The organism is Exiguobacterium sp. s57, from assembly GCF_018617685.1.
Classification (GTDB): Bacteria; Bacillota; Bacilli; order Exiguobacteriales; family Exiguobacteriaceae; genus Exiguobacterium; species Exiguobacterium marinum.
Genome location: NZ_JACSKR010000001.1, coordinates 1150904 through 1170006 on the forward strand (window position 1 = coordinate 1150904; position 19103 = coordinate 1170006).

Sequence of the window (19103 nt, forward strand, 5' to 3'; positions counted from 1 at the left end):
TTTGCTCTATTAATTTTTGAGTCGCTGAATTTTTATTTCATTTCCTTCAAATCGACTGAAATTGCATCACTAATGTCCTTATTATCGCCTGCCATTCCCCAAACAAATGCATAGTTGCTAGTTGCTGAACCACAGTGAATTGACCATGGAGGTGAAATTACGGCTTGTTCATTTTTCATAATCAAATGTCTAGTCTCAAGCGGATCTCCCATGAAATGAAATAGGCGGGCATTATCATCTAAATCGATATACAGATATACTTCTGTTCTTCGGTCATGTGTATGAGTGGGAACAGAATTCCAAACACTTCCTGCATCTAATTGAGTCATTCCCATGACAATTTGACAGCTTTGAATACCTTCTGCATGAATAAATCGACGAATGACTCGTTTATTCGCATTCTCCGCGCTCCCTAATCGATCACCTTCGATTGCACTAAACGACACGTGTTGGACTGGGTACTCTTTATGTGCGGGAGCTGAGAATACATAATATTTCGCAGGATTTTCAGATGATTCGCTCTCAAATGACAATTTTTTCTTCCCTAGTCCAACGTATAAACAATCTTTGTTTTCCATATCGTAAAAATCATCATCGACGGTAACTTTTCCTTTGCCACCTACGTTAAAAATTCCTACTTCTCTTCTTTCAAGAAAATACGTAGCTTTGATGTGCTCATCACCTTTTAGAAAAAGTGGTTCATTCTCAGGAGTAATACCACCTACTATGATTCGATCCTCCATTGAATAAACTAGTTTGATTTCCCCTAAAACAAAGAGGTCTTCTACTAAATAATTGCTTCGCAATTCTTCTGTGCTAAATTTGGTCGCCTGCGTTGGATGCGTTGAATATCTAGTTTCCATGCTTGTTACATCTCCCTTTTATATAGTTTATGGCTACTTCTCCAAAAAAGAATGCGGTTACATTTAGCAAGAAAAAAATAAAATCGTACCAATATTTTAACGTGATTTTAAATCCCACTATACGGAACGGCGTTCTATAATATGATTATATGCTTTGAAACCACGAAAATCCATATAAATATTGTCAAAAAAATGAACAATATTATATTTTATAATCCATCATGAAATGTAGAACTAAACAACACTCACATAATATAAAATAGAAGGAGTCCCACAAAAGGAGTCGATCAGTTGAAAAAACACATACCTCTACTACTCACGATGATTCTGACCCTCGGTATCATCGGATCACCGCTCGGTACGAATCGGGTGCACGCTTATTACGAGACGTCGATCAACACGACGGGTTACGTGACAAAAATCAGTCAACTCAATGTCCGACAATCCCCTTCACTGAGCGCGAAGCGTCTTGCACTCATCCCACGGGACGGATCGATGCGTGTCCGTACTTCGTTTCAATTGGACGGCGTGCGTTGGTATAAGATTCAATGGGGCAGCGGCTACGCCTATTTGCCGGCAAAGTATGTCCGGTTGTCCACTGCCGAGGTGAAGTTTACGAAATCGACGTATGTCAAACCATCGAGCGTCTACTTAAAGTCACGTCCACTGACGACGTCATCAGGTGTCAAGTTCGTTCGTCAAGGCACCGAACTCGAGACCGTCTCTTACCGTTATACCGGTACGACACGATGGTATAAGGTACGTTACGGAACGTACACGGGGTATATCCTCGCCAAACACGTCCGTTTCACATCGCCCGTCAACGTATTGACCGAGACGAATAAAGAGCGGAAGGCTGCCGGCCTCTCTCTTCTCGCTGCTTCGAGCGAGGCGAATCGTGTCGCCCAAGTCCGGGCAGAGGAGATGGCACGTACCGATCAATTCTCACACACGCTCAACGGGAACGGCACACCAGGCGATACGTTAGACGCTTACGGCGTCTCGTACCGTGGCTGGGGCGAGAACATCTATAAAGGGGCAAGCGATCCGGCCCGTGCGGTCGATGCTTGGATGAACAGTAGCGGACATCGCGCGAACATCTTGAAGGCGAATTATACCCATCTAGGAATCGGCAAAGCGACCGATGCCCACGGGTCGACCATCCATGTTCAAATCTTTTTGACGAAATAACCGATGAAGGGACAGTCACCTCGTGGCTGTCTTTTTTTAACCAAACAAAAAGAGCGGATTCTCATCCGCTCTGAACGATACGATTCTCACACCTCATGTTCCTTCACAAGCACACGAAAACGCGGTCGGACGGTCAACTCGATTGACGTCACGGTCCGCTTCCGGTCTTCCGCGAGTACGATCAACAACTCCGCATGGTCCCGCCGGTCTTCTAAAATCTCGACTTTGCTGACCGTTCGAAGCAGTTGATAATAGACTAATTCCCCATCCTGATTCTTGACACTGATCTCAAACTCGTGATAGCTCGGGGATATTTTAAAGTAGAACGTCTCTTCTTTATTCGTGAATCGAAAAATCGACTCGTCATAGTAAAACGGTAACGTCGAATCCATACGTTTCGGTTCGACTGTACAAAACGCGGAAAGCACAACTTCGTCTGGGAACAATGCCCCCTCTTGTTTATTGAATTGCCATCCTTTCATCCCAATCCCTCATTTCAACACAATAATTATCTGAATACTTAGATTATTACATATTTCGATGAATCCGGACAGGTAAATTCATGACAATCAGCGAAAACCATTGAGTAGCATAATGAGAATTATTTTATATAAGAAAGGAGTACACACATGCCAATCATCTCGCTCGACCATGTCACGAAACGATTCGGGGACACGACAGCATTAAATGACCTCAGTCTTCAAGTCGAAGAAGGTGAACTATTCGGCCTGCTCGGTCCGAACGGTGCCGGTAAGACGACCGCCATCTCTGTCATGTTAAATCTGTACGAGGCAGATTCCGGGTCGATTCATATATTCGGACAATCGATGCCAAAAGACGAACTGGCCATTAAACGCCGTGTCGGCATTGTGCCACAACACGTCTCTGTCTATGATCAGCTGACTGTCTATGAAAACATCCAATTCTTCGCCGAACTGTATGGATTCAGTCCAAAAGAAGCGAAACAAAAGACCGAGTCCGCCATTGCCTTCGTCGAACTCGATGCTCACCAAAAGAAACGTCCACCTGAATTATCCGGTGGTCTACTCCGCCGCCTCAATATCGCCTGTGGAATCGTTCATGAACCTGAGCTCATCTTCATGGATGAACCGACCGTCGCCATCGACCCGCAGTCGCGTAACACGATTTTAGAGAATATCCGTGAACTGAATCGTCGCGGGGCCACCATCATCTACACCTCACACTATATGGAAGAGGTCGAGCTCCTTTGCGACCGAATCGCCATAGTCGATGAAGGGAAAATCATTGCCGAAGGGACGCAAGACGAGTTGAAAGACCGTGTGATGACACTCGAAACGGCCCGAATCAAAGTCGATGCGCTTACTCCACACTTGCTCGAGCGACTTGACGCACTCGAACATGTTCAAAAAGTGGAGTATACAGAACCGTACATCGAAGTTTCATTAGATAAAGATACCCCGCTCGCACCGCTCCTTGAGACGCTACATCATGAACATGTACACTTCACGTCCATCACGGTCGACCGTCCTTCCCTCAATACCGTCTTTTTGGCATTGACCGGGAAGACGCTTCGAGAATAGGAGGGCTTCTCATGTGGACTTTCATCAAATACGATGTGAAACAGCGACTAAGGGACCGCACCACGATCTTTTGGATGCTCATCTTCCCACTCATTCTCATCTTCGGCCTCGGGACGATGCTCTCGGCCGTCTTCAGTGACACGTTCAAACTGCCGGTCACGAATGTCGCCTACGTCGAATCGTCGACCGATCAGTACCGCGAGCCGCTCGAGAACTTTTTAAACGAAGAGGATATTCAGGCGTTCATCCGCCTCGTCCCATACGAAGACATCAAGTCTGCCGAACGTGGCGTGAACGACGGGGAGGCAGATGTCATCTTACAGCTCGACAGGAGGGACATCACGCTCTTTTATGAAGAACCGACGACTGTTGAGTTCGACGTCTTAGATGCCATCCTCGGGCAATATACGGCAATTGCCAATCAACAGATTACGCTTGCAGAAGCAGGTGTATCGGCCCCGTACGAGAATGAAACGTGGCTTGATACGGAGAGTGTCGACTTAGCTGGACGCACCCCGACCTCGCTTGAATATTTCACCGTCACCATCTCCATCATGACGGCTCTATTCGGATCGTTCTATATCACGGCGATGGCACGAGAAGAACAGCCAAACACCGGAAGTTATTTACGCATTCAGGCGGCACCTGTCCGCACAGTTCAATATCGGCTCGCGCGGACGTTCAGCCGCTATGTCATCATTTTGCTACAACTCATCCTCCTGTTTTGGTTCAGTCATTTCGTCTATCGGACCTTTGATTTAGAAAACGTTCAATTCGGATATTTGATCCTCTCCTGGTTTGGGTTGACCGCATACGGGGTCACCATTGGATTTGTCATCGTCAACCTTCCGAAGTTGAGCACGACGACGAAAGATGCGATCGTCAACGGCTTCGTCGCCATCATCATGATCTTATCAGGCGGCTACGTCCCCGGCTTTGATCAGGTGACGCTGAACTATGCACCGTGGACCGCTTATGTGTTCATGCCGATCTTTATGCGGGACGGGATGCTGTCCGTACTACTTCGCGAAGGTGACATGAGTATGTACTGGCAGAGCCTCGGACTGCTCGGAATTCATTTACTCGTCTTGATTGCGGTCAGCTATATTCTCTCGAAAGGGGTGAAACGTCATGGTGCTCATTAGACACGTAGCCAAACGAATGCTAAGGAAGAAAGGACTATGGGTATTCACATTCGTGTCAATGTTCGGTTTCGCACTCATCTTGTCCTTTGTCGGGGGAACGTCAAGCCTGAACGCATCCATCGGTGTCGTCGACCAAGACGGCGGAATCCTTGCCGAGCGTCTGATCGAGGAAGCCGAACGGTTCGGTCGGGTCACCTTGCTTGAAACGAATGAAGAGGACGTTCTGTTAGAAGGAGAAGACATCGTCCTCCTCATCCCTGAGAACTTTACAGAACGTGCCTTCGCTGGCGATATGCCCCGACTTTCCTTCTCCGCGATTGCCGGGAGTGACGCATCTTTGATTGAACAGGCGCTCAACGGTCACTTGTCGCGCGAACGTCAACTGCTTGAAGCGAGTAGGTATGATGAAACCACGTTCGAACAACTTGCGTCACAAGAAACGACGAACGGCTACACACTCTCGAATGAACCATTCCAAGACAGTGTCGCCACGACCGCCCGTACCCAAGCCTTTTTCGGTCTGTTGTCATTCATCATGATGTCAACATTTCTCCAATTCATCCCGATGTTTGTCGCAGACGACCGGGACGAGAAGATTTATACGCGTTTGTTCGCTACACCTGTGACACCTCGGGGCTATTTCGCATCCCTTCTCCTCGCCTTTTATCTCGTCGGCTTCGTCTATGTGATGCTGTTGATTGGTGTGAGCCTTGCTTTATATGGCCAAGACGTATGGACGCATCTCCCGACCATATTCGCATTGTTCGCATCCTATCTGCTTGTCTGTCTGGCGTTCGGGGGTCTCATCGCTGTATTTGCGACGAATCGGGAGAAGGCGAATATCTTTCAAATCTCCGTCACGATGGCATCCGCCATCACCGGCGGGGCATTTATTAGCCTTTTGTGGCTACCGGATTCATTGAAGCTGGTCGGTCGTTTCTTACCGACGTATTGGTTGAACAACGGCGTCATCACGATGTACGAGGGGCAGTTCCCTTTCCTCTCCATCCTCGTCATGATTGGTATGACCGGACTTGTTTTCCTGTTCACCATTCTTGTGTTGAAAAAACGACCACTCACCATCTAAAAAAGCGAGGTCTCCTATTCATCTGGAGACCTCGCTTTGCTTTATTGTTGGAGCGTCGGAACGACTTTTTCAAAGAAGACATCGACGAGTGAAGGGTCAAACTGCTTGCCCGCCTCTTCAAGGATGACAGCGAGCGCCTCATCAATCGTCTTCGCTTGCCGATAAGGTCGGCCTGTCACCATCACATCGAATGTATCAGCGATGGAGATGATGCGGGAAGCGAGCGGGATTTCATATTCACTCAATCCTTTCGGGTACCCCTTCCCGTCCCATCGTTCATGGTGCGCCAAAACGATTTCAGACAAGGCGATGTATTCAGGTACTGTACTTAAAATGTTGTAACTAATCTCGGGGTGACGTTTGATTTCATGCCACTCGGATTCGGTCAACGCACCTGATTTGTCTAAAATATCGTTGCTGATCGCCACTTTCCCGATGTCATGCAGAATGGCGGCCGTTCGAATCTCATTCACCTCGGCACTCGTGAACCCCATCGCCTCGGCGAGTTGTCCCGCTAAATTGGCGACACGTTGAGAATGTGCCTCCTCACGTGGAATCTTCTCGTAAAGTGTTCGCATGATAATCTGAATGGAATGGTGGCGTCGACTCTGCTTTTCAGAAACCTTATGGTGGTACATCCGATCTTCTGCTAAGTTAAACACCTCGGTCAATTCGATACTCATATCGTGTTTGACCGCTTCACCGAATGATGCGGAGATTGGTAACCCTTCCACAGTCTTGTCGAGGAAGAGACGACCGAGGCGGTCCGACAGTTGTTTCGCCTCATCGAGCGTCGTGTTTGGAGAGATGACGACAAACTCGTCACCACCTACACGTGCCACTTCATCTTTTGATCGCAGTTCATTACGTAAAATGTTCGCTGCTTCGACAAGTAACTGGTCGCCGACTAAGTGCCCAAACGCATCATTCGTGAGCTTTAACCCATTAATATCGATGACGATGAGGGAGAGTGGATAGTACTGCTCATCATCATAACGCTCCAACGCCTCTTCAAAGTAACGTCGGTTTTTGATACCCGTCAACTGATCGTGATAACTGAGGTATTCAATCTCTTTCTCGTATGTTTTCTTCTCCGTGACATCCCCGATATAGCCGTGCCACAACACATGCCCGTCTGAAATTTTCTCCGGCCGGGATGACCCTAAAATCCAAATCGACCGACCATCCTCGGTCAACACACGAAACTCTGCATCCCAAATTGTCAAATTACGGTAAGATTCATCGATTGATTGCATGACATTCGGATAATCATCCGGATGCATTCGTCGAAACACTAGACTCGCATCTGCCCGTACCGCATCTGCCGAAATCCCTATCATATCTTCAAATCCTTTGCTGAAAAACGGGAAGTTGAAACTACCATCAGGCAACAACTCGAACTGATAGATGGCACCCGGGACTTGATTGGATAGCTTCGTCAACAGACGATCTCGTTCGGCTAATTTTTCTTCTAACTGAACCCGATCCGTCACGTCTTTAGCGACCGCATAAATATAATCCCCTTGAAGTTTGCAGTGCCACTCAATGGAACGATACGTGTCATCAATCGTCCGGAAGCGATTGACAAAACGGAACAACTCTCCCCGTTCCTCCAGTTCCGCAAACGCAGCATCCGTGATGACGTCATCGTCCGGATGAATCAGACTAAGAAATTCGATGTTCTCCAACTCATCAAGCGAATATCCTAAAACTCGCTCCCATGTGTCATTTAAATGGAGTGCTTGTCGCGTATTGAATGCCATGATGCATTCCAAGTCGAGAGTGGCGAACCCATCGAACATCGACTTTTTCGTCTCACCCACTTGATGATCCGCTTTTACTAACTGTTCTAGGACATGGACGAGATACAATTCGACAAGTCCTAGGCGGTTCGCCACTTTTCCTTCTTGCATCACAATCGTCAAGTCACCGTATAGAACTCCATCTTTTTCAATTTTGAATAGAACGACCTCTCCGAGCGAGAAAATCCGAAGCAAGTTTTTGACGAGGCGTTTTGGAAGCGCACCGTCAATCAACGGATCGATTCCATCAAATATAAGCGGATTTGGACGATTGAACAGTTCTCGCCGTTTCTCGGTCATCGGCCACTTCTTCCCGACCGGGTGGAAACCGAGTACATCGAGACTTCTCTCTAACATTTCATCCATACCCGATAAGGCGACCGTTGTGTACGACACTCCATCTTTCTCAATCAAATTGAGCGCGACCGCTTTCGCACCTGTGAAATCGCGAATCTGGTCGAGAAATTGTTGATTCATCAATAAATCACTACCAGTCGAGACGAACCGATGGGACACGTTCACAAGTTGCTTGAGCGCATTGTTTTCCTGGACGTGGGGCGTGATATCATGAAACATGACGGACACAAAGCCTTCACGTTCACTAAATACGGACATTTCGAACCATGATTTATTTCGTCGAGAGAAATGTTCAAACGTCACCGTTCCACCTTCGCTAACGACATGTGCCACTTGAATCATCCATTCACGTTCGCTATATTCAAAGTCTTTTAGGGCGCTAGACACTTTTTTTCCGATAAAGTGTTTCCGTTTTGCTTTCATAATCTTCTCAAAGGCAGGATTCACTTCAAAGAACTCATAGTCAGTCGGCTCCGAAGCATTGTCGTAAATCACTTTAAACTCGACATAGCCTTGGGGCATATGGCGCAACAATGTATCGTATGAAGAATGAATAGGGTTTGTCACGTCACTTCCTCCTCAGCAATTAAAATCTCTCCCTTAGTTTATCTCATTTGTGATACTTTCCCTATTTTTCACGAAGTCATTCCCAACTATCCATTTTTAATTTTTTGTAAACTGCACGTCGTTCCCTTGCCTCTCTCTAAAACGTTTGATAGACTGATTTCGAAAACCGATATCGAATTTCGATAACAAGGAGTTGATACGTATGGAAGACCGCGTCCTACGGAAGTTATTTCTCGGATTCATCCATATCCATATTTTGCACCACGCCGCGGAACATCCCGTATACGGGGCATGGATGGTCGATGAACTACGCGAACATGGATATGAGATTAGTGCCGGTACGCTCTATCCGATTTTACACGGGATGGAGAAAGAGGGACTCTTGATTCGTGAAATTGAGACGGTCGATGGACACGTCCGCAAAAATTACATGACGACAGAAAAAGGGCTCTCCGTATTACAAGAAGCCCGTCAAAAAGCATACGAGTTATTCAAAGAAATCAAGGAGTGAAGATATGACGACACAACGTGTGACGTTCAAAACGATACTAGAAATTTTATTCGTTTCGACTCGGCTCGGCCTGACCTCGTTCGGTGGCCCGGTCGCCCACCTCGGTTATTTCCATGAGGAGTACGTAAGAAGACGGAAATGGATGGACGAGAAAGCATATGCCGACCTCGTCGCTTTGTGTCAATTTTTACCGGGACCGGCGAGTTCACAAGTCGGAATTGGAATTGGGATCGTCCGTGGGGGTATTTTAGGTGGAATCACCTCGTTCATCGGATTCACGACCCCGTCGGTCGTCGTCCTCATGCTGTTCGCCTTACTGTTGTCGGGACTAGACGTCTCCGATGCAGGATGGCTATACGGCTTGAAAATCGTCGCCGTCGCGATTGTCGCCCACGCCATCTTAGGAATGGCGAGCAAATTGACACCAGATACGAAGACACGGACAATCGCCTTTTTTGCCCTAGCCGGTATTTTGCTTTGGCAGACGACATTCAGTCAGGTGCTGTTCATTCTCCTCGCGGCACTTGCAGGATTCCTTTTATTCAAGCCGGACCGTCTCGACGCAAAATCGAGTACGTTCCCGATTTCGAAACGACTCGGGGCCATTTTATTGTCGGTATTCGGAGCACTTCTCGTCATCTTGCCGATTTTACGGGAGACGTTCGAGAATCAGACCATCGCCTTGTTTGACAGTTTTTACCGGGCCGGAGCTCTCGTCTTCGGTGGCGGTCACGTCGTCTTGCCATTACTCGAACGTGAACTTGTCCCAGCTGGCTTCCTCAGTGAAGAAGCCTTTCTAGCGGGATACGGTGCAGCTCAAGCCGTCCCTGGACCGCTCTTCACGTTCGCTTCTTATCTAGGAACGGTAATTAACGGCGTACCGGGTGGAATCCTCGCGACGTTCGCCATTTTCCTGCCGGCATTCTTGCTCATCCTTGGGGCACTCCCGTTCTGGGACGCGCTTCGTCACAACCCGAAAGTCGCCGGCGCCCTCATCGGGGTCAATGCGGCAGTAGTCGGAATCTTGATTGCGGCGTTTTACAGCCCGATTTTCACGAGTACCGTCAACGATACGATCGACTTCGTCTTTGCCGCCTTCCTGTTCGTGATGATTGCCTATTGGAAGTTACCACCGTGGGCTCTCGTGATTGCCGGGGTGCTTGGTGGAACGTTGATTAACATGATGTAGTGACAAAGGGACCTTGTGTCCCTTTTTTCAATGGATATGACGTTCCTTGATTGTTAATCTTTTGAAACCATTCCCTCTCCCCCACTCGTTATACTGAAGAATGGATTCTAAAAAAAGGGAAATGTCCGCTTTAAACTAGAAAGGAAGTGGGGGCATGAAACCACTCAAACATACAACGTATATGCCTGGTCTCGACGGCTTGCGCACGTTCGCCGTTCTGGCTGTGATTTTATATCATTTAAATGTACCTTACATATCCGGGGGATTCCTCGGTGTCGATGTCTTCTTCGTCCTATCCGGTTATTTGATCACCGGTATATTGATTCGTGAATGGACGAAGACCGGCACGATTGACTTAAAAAAGTTTTACATCGCACGTTTCCGCCGTCTGTTGCCCGCACTCATTTTGATGCTGTCGCTCGTGATGACGTATGTCACGCTCTTTGACCGTTCCTTACTCGATACCGTGCGACAAGATTCACTGGCCGCGCTCGCTTATGTGAATAACTGGTGGTATATCTTCCATGAAGTCTCGTACTTCGAGAGCTTCGGTAAGCCGTCACCGCTCCAAAATTTATGGTCTCTTTCAATAGAAGAACAGTTTTATGCGGTCTGGCCGTTACTATTACTCGTCGGCCTCACATTCCGAAAACGGTTGCTTCAACTGCTTGCCGCGCTTCTATTCGTCTCCGCTGCCTGGATGGCGTTCCGCTATGTACCGGACGCAGACCCGAGCCGCGTCTACTACGGGACAGACACACGGTTATTCGGTCTTCTCATGGGAGCCATTCTCGCATTCGGTTGGAGACCGGATACATTTAAAGAAGTGATTCCGAACATCGGACGGCACATTTTAAACGTAGTCGGTGCAATCTCATTGATCGCAATTATCGGGATCATCGTCAACGTAAACGCCTACGACACGTTCCTCTATTATGGTGGATTCTTACTTGTCGCGTTCTTATCCGCCCTTTTGATTGCCGCTGTCGCTCATCCGGCGACGATCTGGTCACGGTTATTTGGAAGCGCTTGGCTTCGTATCATCGGTACGCGGACGTATGGAATTTACTTATGGCACTATCCGGTCATCATCTTGTCCACACCACTGGAGCGACTCGGAACGTTTTCGCCACTACTCGCGGCTGGGCAAATCGCACTCACACTCTTGATTGCCGAATTATCGTACCGCTTCATCGAAACACCGATTCGCCGGAATGGATTCATCGCTTCGTTCCGTCAACTCGTATCGACACCGACGCATCCGAGTGCTCGTTTCGCTGCCACAGCCTGTGCGACCGCGCTCTCGCTTGTCCTCGTCGGAAATCTGACTATTTTGGCGTTCTCTGAATCAAAACCGGCTCAAGATGAGATTCCGGTCGTGAAAGTGCCGATGCCAAAAGACGAGACCCCGGACGTTACAAAAGAACCGGAATCCGAAGACGCGAAAGAAGTACCGTCAGAAGATGAACCAACAGAAGAGAACAAGCCGTCACCTGAAGCACCAGACGAACGGACATGTCCACCGGCCCTCGCGATTGGCGACTCGGTCATGCTCGGGTTGAACGAATATTTGGCAGATGCCTTCCCGAACATGAAAATCGACGCTGAAATCGGACGACAAGTTCGAGATGCGATTCCGCTCGCGTCCGAGTATCAATCGTATAACGCCCCTGGTCATGTTGTGTTTCTTCACCTCGGGACGAACGGCGCGTTCAAAATGGAGCAGCTCGACACACTGCTCAAGCAGTTCGAGCGAGCAGATGAAATCTATTTGATCAACACACGCGTCCCTCGTCCATGGGAGAGCGAGGTCAACGAAAAACTTGCCCGGGCAAGTGAACTTCATGATAATGTTGCCCTCATCGATTGGCATCAGAAGTCAATCGGAAAAGAAGCTTATTTCGAAAGTGACGGGGTCCACTTGAATATTAAAGGGGCCGAGGCGTTCGGTCACGTGCTGAACGAAAAAATCGGCTGTCAATCCAACTAGGCTCTTGCGGGTGCAAGGGCCTAGTTTTTGATTGACTCAAATACATAATCTCTCGTTTCAGAACCATCGTAAAAGAGGTAAAATAATACTAAAAAATGGAAAGAGTGATTTGGATGAATAAATGTACAGCATGCGGTGCGACGCTAAAACGGGGACAATCTCACTGTTCGCAATGCGGAACAAAAATAGAGGCCGCAACATCCGACCGCCCTTCTCTTTGGAAATGGGGAGTACCAATCGCACTAGTCGTATTGATTGGAGTCGGTGCGTGGATCTGGTCGGAGTGGAATGAGCCTCTCACGTCGAAGGAAGCAACAACGGCTAAAGACGTACAACAATCATTTTCCGCTTCGACGGAGGAAGAAGAGTCCGAAGCGGCACCTGAAGTCGAGGAAGAAGCCTCCTTACCGGATACGGATACAGAAACCGGCGTGTTTTATGACCCTATTTCTTATGGAGATGTCGATCTATTCATGTATTCTTTTATTGATGCATTCACAAGTGCGACCTATTCAAAAAACACATCCGAAGTAGAATCATTTCTTGCTGAGGGGTCGACGTTCCAAGCACAAACACTCGATTACTTGAACAACACGCTCTTCGCCAAAGGAATCGAGGAGGACCAACTAAATACGGAGGTCATCTCGATCAAAGTAAACGGAGAGAACCGCGACTCCATCGAAGATGATGAAACTGCGACGGTCACCACCAATGAAGAGTATCGCATCATCAAAGATGACTCTAGTGTGAGAGCGACGTTTGAAACGACGTATGCGGTCCGATATGAGGACGGGAAAATGAAGATTGTGAAAAACCTAGGTTCCAAAGAGTTATCCCGTGAAGAAGAGTACTAAAAACAAGCACGGACATGAAACTGTCCGTGCTTGTTTTTTTAATTAATGTTCAGTTTTTTCATTCCCCAACCGAGGAGTGCTCCAATCGTGATTAAGACGAGCGCGATGAACGTTCCCGCGATACTCAATCCGTCCGTGGCAACACCAAGAATCGGGATGTCGCTCAATTCAACGAACATGCCGTTATTCAAGAACCACTGCCAGACAATAAAACCAATTATAGCCGGAGCGATGAACCAGATCCCCGATTTCCAAGAATGGATATGCCCCTTCGCAAACATGGCATAAATCACAATGTTCAAGACTAACAAAATCAGTAACCACGAAAAGACACCTTCTTGGTACAATGCATCATAGCGTGCGTCATCATTTGCGAGTTCTGCCTCATACATCTCTGTCAACGTGCCAAAAATCATTGGTGAGACAGTCAACATATCAGCAGATTTACCAATTGAATTCACCGGTCCCTCATCGTTTGAAAACGATTGCCACAAGAGGTCTTCTACCCCACCAAATCCTTCGCTTACCGTCTCAATCGAATTCGTGATTTTTTGTGGGGCCGTATCCCCAAACAGAGACATCCCGATTTCATAGGAACCTAATGGGGACTGGAGCATTAAAGACTGTTCTCCCCCATGCCCGATCGTTTGCCAGTTCATGCTCGCGGCTTGTCCGGTCAAATACAACATTTCTTCACTATCGACAAACTCAAGACGCTCACCTTCGTCAATTTTACTAAGCTGGAATCCAAAGTAACCGATTCCGACAACTGTGGATACGAGCGTGACCGTTAACAAACCACGAACGCCTTGTTGTGCAATCTTCCACTCTCCCTGAAACGGCATCGTAATCAAATAGGCCAATCCAAGTGTGAAGAGAAGCATCAAAGATGTTGAACTAATCGTTTTAAACCACGCCACCTCGAATAGCGGCGGATGAAAAGCAAATGCATAAACCAACCCATATCCGACGAGCACCGTCACAATGAATCCCGCCATCCGACTGAGCACATCGCTCATGGTCGATGTATGTCGAATCAATAAAAACACAATGGTAATCATGAGGAATATTCCGCCATACATCATAAAATAGTTCCCGAACTGGGCATCCACAGATCCTTCGATTCTCAAGAAATCTCCGATGCCTGCACCGAGACTTGCGATAAATTGATTCACTTGTTCTGTCGTGACAGACCAATACACTTTCGCCCCGATGAGAAAAGCGAGGAACATCGTCGCATTAAATGAAGAGATGTTAATCTCGAGTTCATTCGCAAGCGATGGAATGGTCTCTGCCGGTAGCATCGCGACCAAACTTCCTGCAATCAACAGGAGAATGAGTAAAAATCCAATACCAAAGAGTGACCCACGGACAACATCCGTCTGATTCACACGTAACGAGCGGAACGATTCGGTTGAAAATGAAAGTTTCGTTACGCCGTCTCGTTTTCCGGCCACTCTTCTCAACTGCGACATCACTTGTGTTCCGGTCGCGGCGACTGTGCGAAGTGACTCCTCCACACGATTGACACTCGTCGCTGGTTCTAATGCCGTTTGCCCGCAGGCATGACAATACAGTTCATGTGATGCTCGGGCAGTGCCGCAACTCGTGCAAAATTGACCGGTTGATACATCGAAACGATAGGTCGTATCCGTTACTTCCAGTTGGACACCATCCCGCTCACAATATTGATTGTGGTCTTCATTCGCATGACCACATTGGTGACAGTACCTCATGCGGTCACCTCCATCTTCCCTCCACAGCATGTACAGTACGAGGCATCAAGTGGTTGTGGGGAACCGCAGGCATTACATGCTTGTTTCGGACGGACATCCGGTTGAGGGACCGGCGTGCCACACGATCCACAGAATTTCGCGTCCTTTTCAAGCGGAGCATCACACGATGTGCATCGGTGTGGTTTTAGTGCTTCCTGCATGTCTCGGATGCGACGACTTGCCTCGTAGATGAGCACGTCCTGTTCCATAATCTGAGCTACTTCTTCCGCACGTCCTTGCTGCATCAACTGACGATACTGCTGTTGCCCGAGCTCAAGGAGCAATTGCCCCCGAGCCTTCTTTGATTTTTCCATGCGCGCCTGTAAGTCCTTAATACTCTCCGCAGCATCTAATAGTGCTGACTGTTGTTGCCACATCGTCATGTCCATCTCTCCTATTCTAAGTATGTCGCTTCCACGATATGATATGTCCCGTCGTCAAACGGCTCGGTAATGACATAGCGAAATCTCGATTTGACCAAGCGTTGCGGCGCATCCTCTTCGCCATCCGTCATGAATTGACTGTTAATGCCAACGACCGCTTCCGTTTCAATCGCCATTTTCTTATTCCACTTTGTGAGCTTCGTTTTTTGGTTGATGACTTCGACTCCATCGAATGAGCCGTACCATTCTTGGTTTTCCGCCTGCATGATGTCGTATGTTTTTCTTTGTTTGGCCAAGTATGTTTCATCCGTCACAACCGTCAATGCACTCAAGTCTTCGTAATACATGAAATTCACCCACTCCTCGGCGTGGCGAGTAATGATATTCTCGGTGAAGGCAATTGTGTCTGCATCGACTTTCGGTTCAAATTTGACCGGTTTGCCACCAGGTTTGGCAAGTACTTGTTTAGACTCGACCATCCCCCATGGCATCTCAATGTACGTGCTCAAAGAAACCCCTTGTTTCGGCACCGGTCCGTACGTCTTCCATTCTCCGACCGTCTTACCTGAGTCTTCTCCATTCACAAACAACGGTGCATCATTGTACGTTTGGTCCAATTCGACACTAAGTCCTTTGAACGCGACCATGAACGGCTCGTCTTGGTTCGATGATTCAAGACTGTTGAATGTTTTAACTGCTTGATCCTCACCATATTGCCCATCGTATTTCACAGATACTTCGACCATTCCAGGAAAAGCATCACGAATAACGACTTGATTTCCTTCAGACTCCAGTTTTTCTTTCCCATAAGGGTCTGGTAAAGAGACCGTGATGGCATCAAAGTTACTCGATACATACATCGTCTGAGGAATCAACTCAAGACCATATCGCTTGAACACTCCATACGTTTTGCCAATCTCCCGTAAACGAAGCGGAAGACCCTCATTCGATGCTCCGATGGAACGACTGGCACGATCTAGATAACCCACTGTCGCTTCTGTCAATTCGGCTTGGCTCAACCCTGTCAATAAGGCCGCCGCCTGTGCCTCCGTCACTTTTCCTTCTTTCAATCGCAATAATGGGGCGAGGGCTTTTGCATCTTCACTCGTGACAGCGGTGCGAATCTGTTCGATTTGTTTTTCTGGGGTATACATGAATTGATAAAATCCAAAATACGTCGCACCTGCGATCAATAGCAAAGATAATGCCGTTACCATTAACCCTTTTCCGACTCGTTTTTTGGAAGGTGGTACCTTCGATTCAACGGGTGATGTCGGTTTCGTTGCTTCCATTGAAGTAACTGGTTCCACTTTCGTGCCGCAATTTGGGCAGAACTGTTGCGTGGCACTCACTTCTTTTGAACAATTAGGACAGTCCATAACTCACCTCTCTATAGCATAATAAGAATTATTTTACCATATTTTATATAAATATTTCGGTTCTTATTTACAATAAAAGCAAATGAAAAAAGAGTGGAATCTTCCACCCTTTCCTCGTTCATGTTCGATTGAATACATAACGACCAAGTAACTTCACATACGCCAGTCCTTCACGGATTATATATCTCCCTTTTGCCAGTGGCGGAGTCGGTGCATAAAGGGCATCGCTCTCGAGCTGGAAATAGAGCTTGGCAATGAGACGAGCACGTGGAACATGAAAATCATTCGTCACGATCGTCACGCCCGCTTCTCCCTCCCAAAATGGACGAGTGTGCTCAAAGTTCTCAACTGTCGAAGTGGATGTGGTTTCGATACAGATCCTAGCCGGGTCAACCCCTTTTGCTATCAGTTCCCGTTCGATTACGAGCGCCTCTGCCATCCCTTCATCCGGTCCTTGTCCACCTGTCGCAATCAATTCCACGTGGGGATGTGCCTTTGCATACGCAGCGGCCACGTCAATCCGATGTTGGAGGGCTCGGGACGGTCTTGTCCCATTCACTTTCGCACCTAGAATGATGACGAACCGATATGTCCCTATCGCGTTCTTTCTCATGTTGTCACCTCTTACTTAAGCATTCTCTTCTAACCATACTCAAAGACAGACTCGAATGCACGAATCCACCCTTTTACAAATTAAAGTAATTATTTTGTCATTAATATGAAATTCCCATTTCAAATAACCGAAAATTGTTTTATGATGAGAGAGGTAAGACTTCTTGAGGGAGGACTGGTGACCCATGACAGATTCAGATAAATGGTTATCCACCCGCTTCTCGTATACACGCGACGCACGACTGTTTGCAGAGATTGAAGTCATCGAGCTCGACCCGTCTCACTATAAGTTCGTGATTCATCCGATGCCGCTTGGCGCTGGAGAATCGCCTTACATGCGACAAGGTCCCCTCGATTCAGGTCATCTCCCCTCTGCATTTGCCGACGTGAGCAGTGTCTATACGAGACAGCTTGATTGCTTACGTGCCGCGACACGTCTTGTCTCTTCGATTGGACCGGCTCGCTTCACGACCCATTAACTAAAATAGCGGAGTCACTTGCTGGCTCCGCTATTTTTTATTTACTCTCATCTGACCATCGTTGAAGTTTTATTCGTAGCCTGTTGATTTCAGAAGACTGTTCCTCGTTCGTCGACCGAAGTTGTTCAAGCTTTTGCTTGGTCGCCTCCAATTCATCACGCATCGCTTCAAGTCGTTGCTCCCGATCTGTCAACTTCCATGTACAGATCCGATTCGAGCGACGAGCATGAAGTTGATCGTAACGAATGAATGGATAGCACTCGATTAGATCCATCTCTGACGTGCCCTCTTTCACCACTTGCTCGAGCACATCGAGAAGACGTTGTTGCGACTGTTCATCCCGGAAATGTTCATCGACGAGCGCGGACGAGAACCGAGCAAGCTCCCGTCTCGTTGCCTCATCCATCAATTCGAGAATCGCATCCCCGATTTGTCCCGAGGTGTATCCGTCGTATTTCGTCCCGATACCGCCAAAGTTCGTGCTCGCGATATCTGTCCACGTCGAAGGCGTGACCAGACCTTGATAGCTTTTGCTCCCGACGGCAATGGTCGGTTTGCCGACCGCCATCCCTTCGAGCGCAGAACGCCCTGGGCCGATAACGAAATCGGCGCGATGCATCGCATCAGGGAGGTCGCTTTGGTCTAGCCAACCGAGCCATTTGATTGTCTGGTCAGTCCCTTCAAGCGCTTCCTCATAGCGAGATGCATACTTTTCTCGTTGCGTCCCGTCTCCGACGATGAGCCAGTCGATTGGTAAACGCTGAACTCGCTCGTCTTCCAACGCGTCAAGAAACACATCAAGGATAAACAATTTGTCGGCATCTAGCCGCGAGGTGAATAAGCCCGTGACACGCTCTGAAGAAGGTCGCGCCTCCATCGGAATGAACGCGGCATCGACCCCATTCGGAATGACGATGAGTTTCGATTCGACTGCAGGACAATGGTCGGTAAGATGGGTCGCGATTTGTTCCGAGACAGCGACCACGCGTGTGACGCTAGAATGGTACTGCTCGATCTCATCCACATACATGCCATGAATGACGAGAACGAACGGGATGGCGTTCGCCTCTGCCACCGCGATACCGAGTTGACGCGAATCGAAAGGATGCGCATACACGACATCGAACGGTTGTGTCCGCACCTCATCAATCACACGTTTGATGTCCTCGTTGGAATAGTCTGTTCGGATGACCTGACCGCCGAGCGCCTCTATCTCTTCGGCAAAAGGACCTGGCTTACAGACGACGGTCACCTCATGCTCCTCTCGGATGAGCACTTTCACAGATGATAAGATGTGCCGATGAAGCCCACCCATCGCGGAGTGAAAGAAGACTGGAAGTAATATGTTCACTACGAG

Annotated in this window: 17 protein-coding genes; 9 read left to right on the forward strand and 8 right to left on the reverse strand. The window is 48.0% G+C overall.

Going from position 1 to position 19103, the window contains the following annotated elements; genetic code table 11:
• Positions 1–32: 32 nt before the first annotated feature.
• Positions 33–863: a 5-dehydro-4-deoxy-D-glucuronate isomerase gene (kduI, locus tag KNO98_RS05860; RefSeq protein ID WP_214699743.1), complete on the reverse strand. Its 831-nt coding sequence runs from the start codon at positions 861–863 to the stop codon at positions 33–35.
• A gap of 291 nt (positions 864–1154) precedes the next feature.
• Here kduI and KNO98_RS05865 point away from each other — a divergent pair, with 291 nt between their 5' ends.
• A complete protein-coding gene (locus KNO98_RS05865) occupies positions 1155–2054 on the forward strand; it encodes a CAP domain-containing protein (RefSeq protein ID WP_214699745.1) in 900 nt (299 codons plus the stop codon).
• A gap of 86 nt (positions 2055–2140) precedes the next feature.
• On the opposite strand, the gene KNO98_RS05870 is transcribed toward KNO98_RS05865, so the two are convergent.
• The gene (locus tag KNO98_RS05870) at positions 2141–2536 is read right to left on the reverse strand and encodes a hypothetical protein (protein WP_026825305.1); all 396 of its coding nucleotides are present in this window, start codon (positions 2534–2536) and stop codon (positions 2141–2143) included.
• Positions 2537–2683: 147 nt separating this feature from the next.
• Here KNO98_RS05870 and KNO98_RS05875 point away from each other — a divergent pair, with 147 nt between their 5' ends.
• The 3 genes from KNO98_RS05875 to KNO98_RS05885 are packed head-to-tail and all read left to right on the forward strand — an operon-like array spanning position 2684 to position 5848.
• Positions 2684–3616, forward strand: coding sequence for an ABC transporter ATP-binding protein (locus KNO98_RS05875; RefSeq protein ID WP_214699747.1), 933 nt, complete (start codon positions 2684–2686; stop codon positions 3614–3616).
• Between the two features lie 11 nt (positions 3617–3627).
• Positions 3628–4761, forward strand: coding sequence for an ABC transporter permease (locus KNO98_RS05880; RefSeq protein ID WP_214699750.1), 1134 nt, complete (start codon positions 3628–3630; stop codon positions 4759–4761).
• Entirely contained in the window at positions 4748–5848 is a 1101-nt protein-coding gene (locus KNO98_RS05885) for an ABC transporter permease (protein ID WP_214699752.1), read from the forward strand. Before KNO98_RS05880 ends, KNO98_RS05885 begins: the two co-directional genes overlap by 14 nt.
• A gap of 41 nt (positions 5849–5889) precedes the next feature.
• Here the strand turns inward: KNO98_RS05885 and KNO98_RS05890 are convergent, their stop codons facing one another.
• A complete protein-coding gene (locus KNO98_RS05890) occupies positions 5890–8574 on the reverse strand; it encodes an HD domain-containing phosphohydrolase (protein ID WP_371742752.1) in 2685 nt (894 codons plus the stop codon).
• 202 nt (positions 8575–8776) lie between these two features.
• Here KNO98_RS05890 and KNO98_RS05895 point away from each other — a divergent pair, with 202 nt between their 5' ends.
• The 4 genes from KNO98_RS05895 to KNO98_RS05910 all read left to right on the forward strand — a co-directional run bounded on the left by KNO98_RS05895 (position 8777) and on the right by KNO98_RS05910 (position 13118).
• The gene (locus tag KNO98_RS05895; protein WP_214699754.1) at positions 8777–9085 is read left to right on the forward strand and encodes a PadR family transcriptional regulator; all 309 of its coding nucleotides are present in this window, start codon (positions 8777–8779) and stop codon (positions 9083–9085) included.
• 4 nt (positions 9086–9089) lie between these two features.
• On the forward strand, positions 9090–10274 hold the full coding sequence (chrA, locus tag KNO98_RS05900) for a chromate efflux transporter (RefSeq protein ID WP_214699756.1): 1185 nt from the start codon (positions 9090–9092) through the stop codon (positions 10272–10274).
• Between the two features lie 154 nt (positions 10275–10428).
• On the forward strand, positions 10429–12264 hold the full coding sequence (locus KNO98_RS05905; protein ID WP_214699758.1) for an acyltransferase family protein: 1836 nt from the start codon (positions 10429–10431) through the stop codon (positions 12262–12264).
• 113 nt (positions 12265–12377) lie between these two features.
• Positions 12378–13118, forward strand: coding sequence for a zinc ribbon domain-containing protein (locus tag KNO98_RS05910; protein ID WP_214699760.1), 741 nt, complete (start codon positions 12378–12380; stop codon positions 13116–13118).
• A gap of 38 nt (positions 13119–13156) precedes the next feature.
• Here the strand turns inward: KNO98_RS05910 and KNO98_RS05915 are convergent, their stop codons facing one another.
• From KNO98_RS05915 to KNO98_RS05930, 4 genes are all read right to left on the reverse strand, one after another.
• Positions 13157–14854 carry a zinc ribbon domain-containing protein gene (locus tag KNO98_RS05915; RefSeq protein WP_214699762.1) on the reverse strand — a complete coding sequence of 566 codons (1698 nt, stop codon included), beginning with the start codon at positions 14852–14854 and terminating at the stop codon, positions 13157–13159.
• Positions 14851–15276, reverse strand: coding sequence for a zinc ribbon domain-containing protein (locus KNO98_RS05920; protein ID WP_214699764.1), 426 nt, complete (start codon positions 15274–15276; stop codon positions 14851–14853). Before KNO98_RS05920 ends, KNO98_RS05915 begins: the two co-directional genes overlap by 4 nt.
• Positions 15277–15287: 11 nt before the next feature.
• Positions 15288–16655 (reverse strand): TcaA 3rd/4th domain-containing protein, encoded by a 1368-nt coding sequence (locus tag KNO98_RS05925; RefSeq protein WP_214699766.1) that lies wholly within the window; start codon positions 16653–16655, stop codon positions 15288–15290.
• 118 nt (positions 16656–16773) lie between these two features.
• Positions 16774–17268, reverse strand: a complete 495-nt coding sequence (locus KNO98_RS05930) for a YdcF family protein (RefSeq protein ID WP_026825292.1) — start codon at positions 17266–17268, stop codon at positions 16774–16776.
• A 184-nt stretch (positions 17269–17452) separates the two neighbouring features.
• Between KNO98_RS05930 and KNO98_RS05935 the strand changes: the two genes are divergently transcribed.
• Entirely contained in the window at positions 17453–17746 is a 294-nt protein-coding gene (locus tag KNO98_RS05935; RefSeq protein ID WP_026825291.1) for a hypothetical protein, read from the forward strand.
• A 37-nt stretch (positions 17747–17783) separates the two neighbouring features.
• Here the strand turns inward: KNO98_RS05935 and KNO98_RS05940 are convergent, their stop codons facing one another.
• Positions 17784–19097 carry a glycosyltransferase family 4 protein gene (locus KNO98_RS05940; RefSeq protein WP_214699768.1) on the reverse strand — a complete coding sequence of 438 codons (1314 nt, stop codon included), beginning with the start codon at positions 19095–19097 and terminating at the stop codon, positions 17784–17786.
• Positions 19098–19103: the final 6 nt, after the last annotated feature.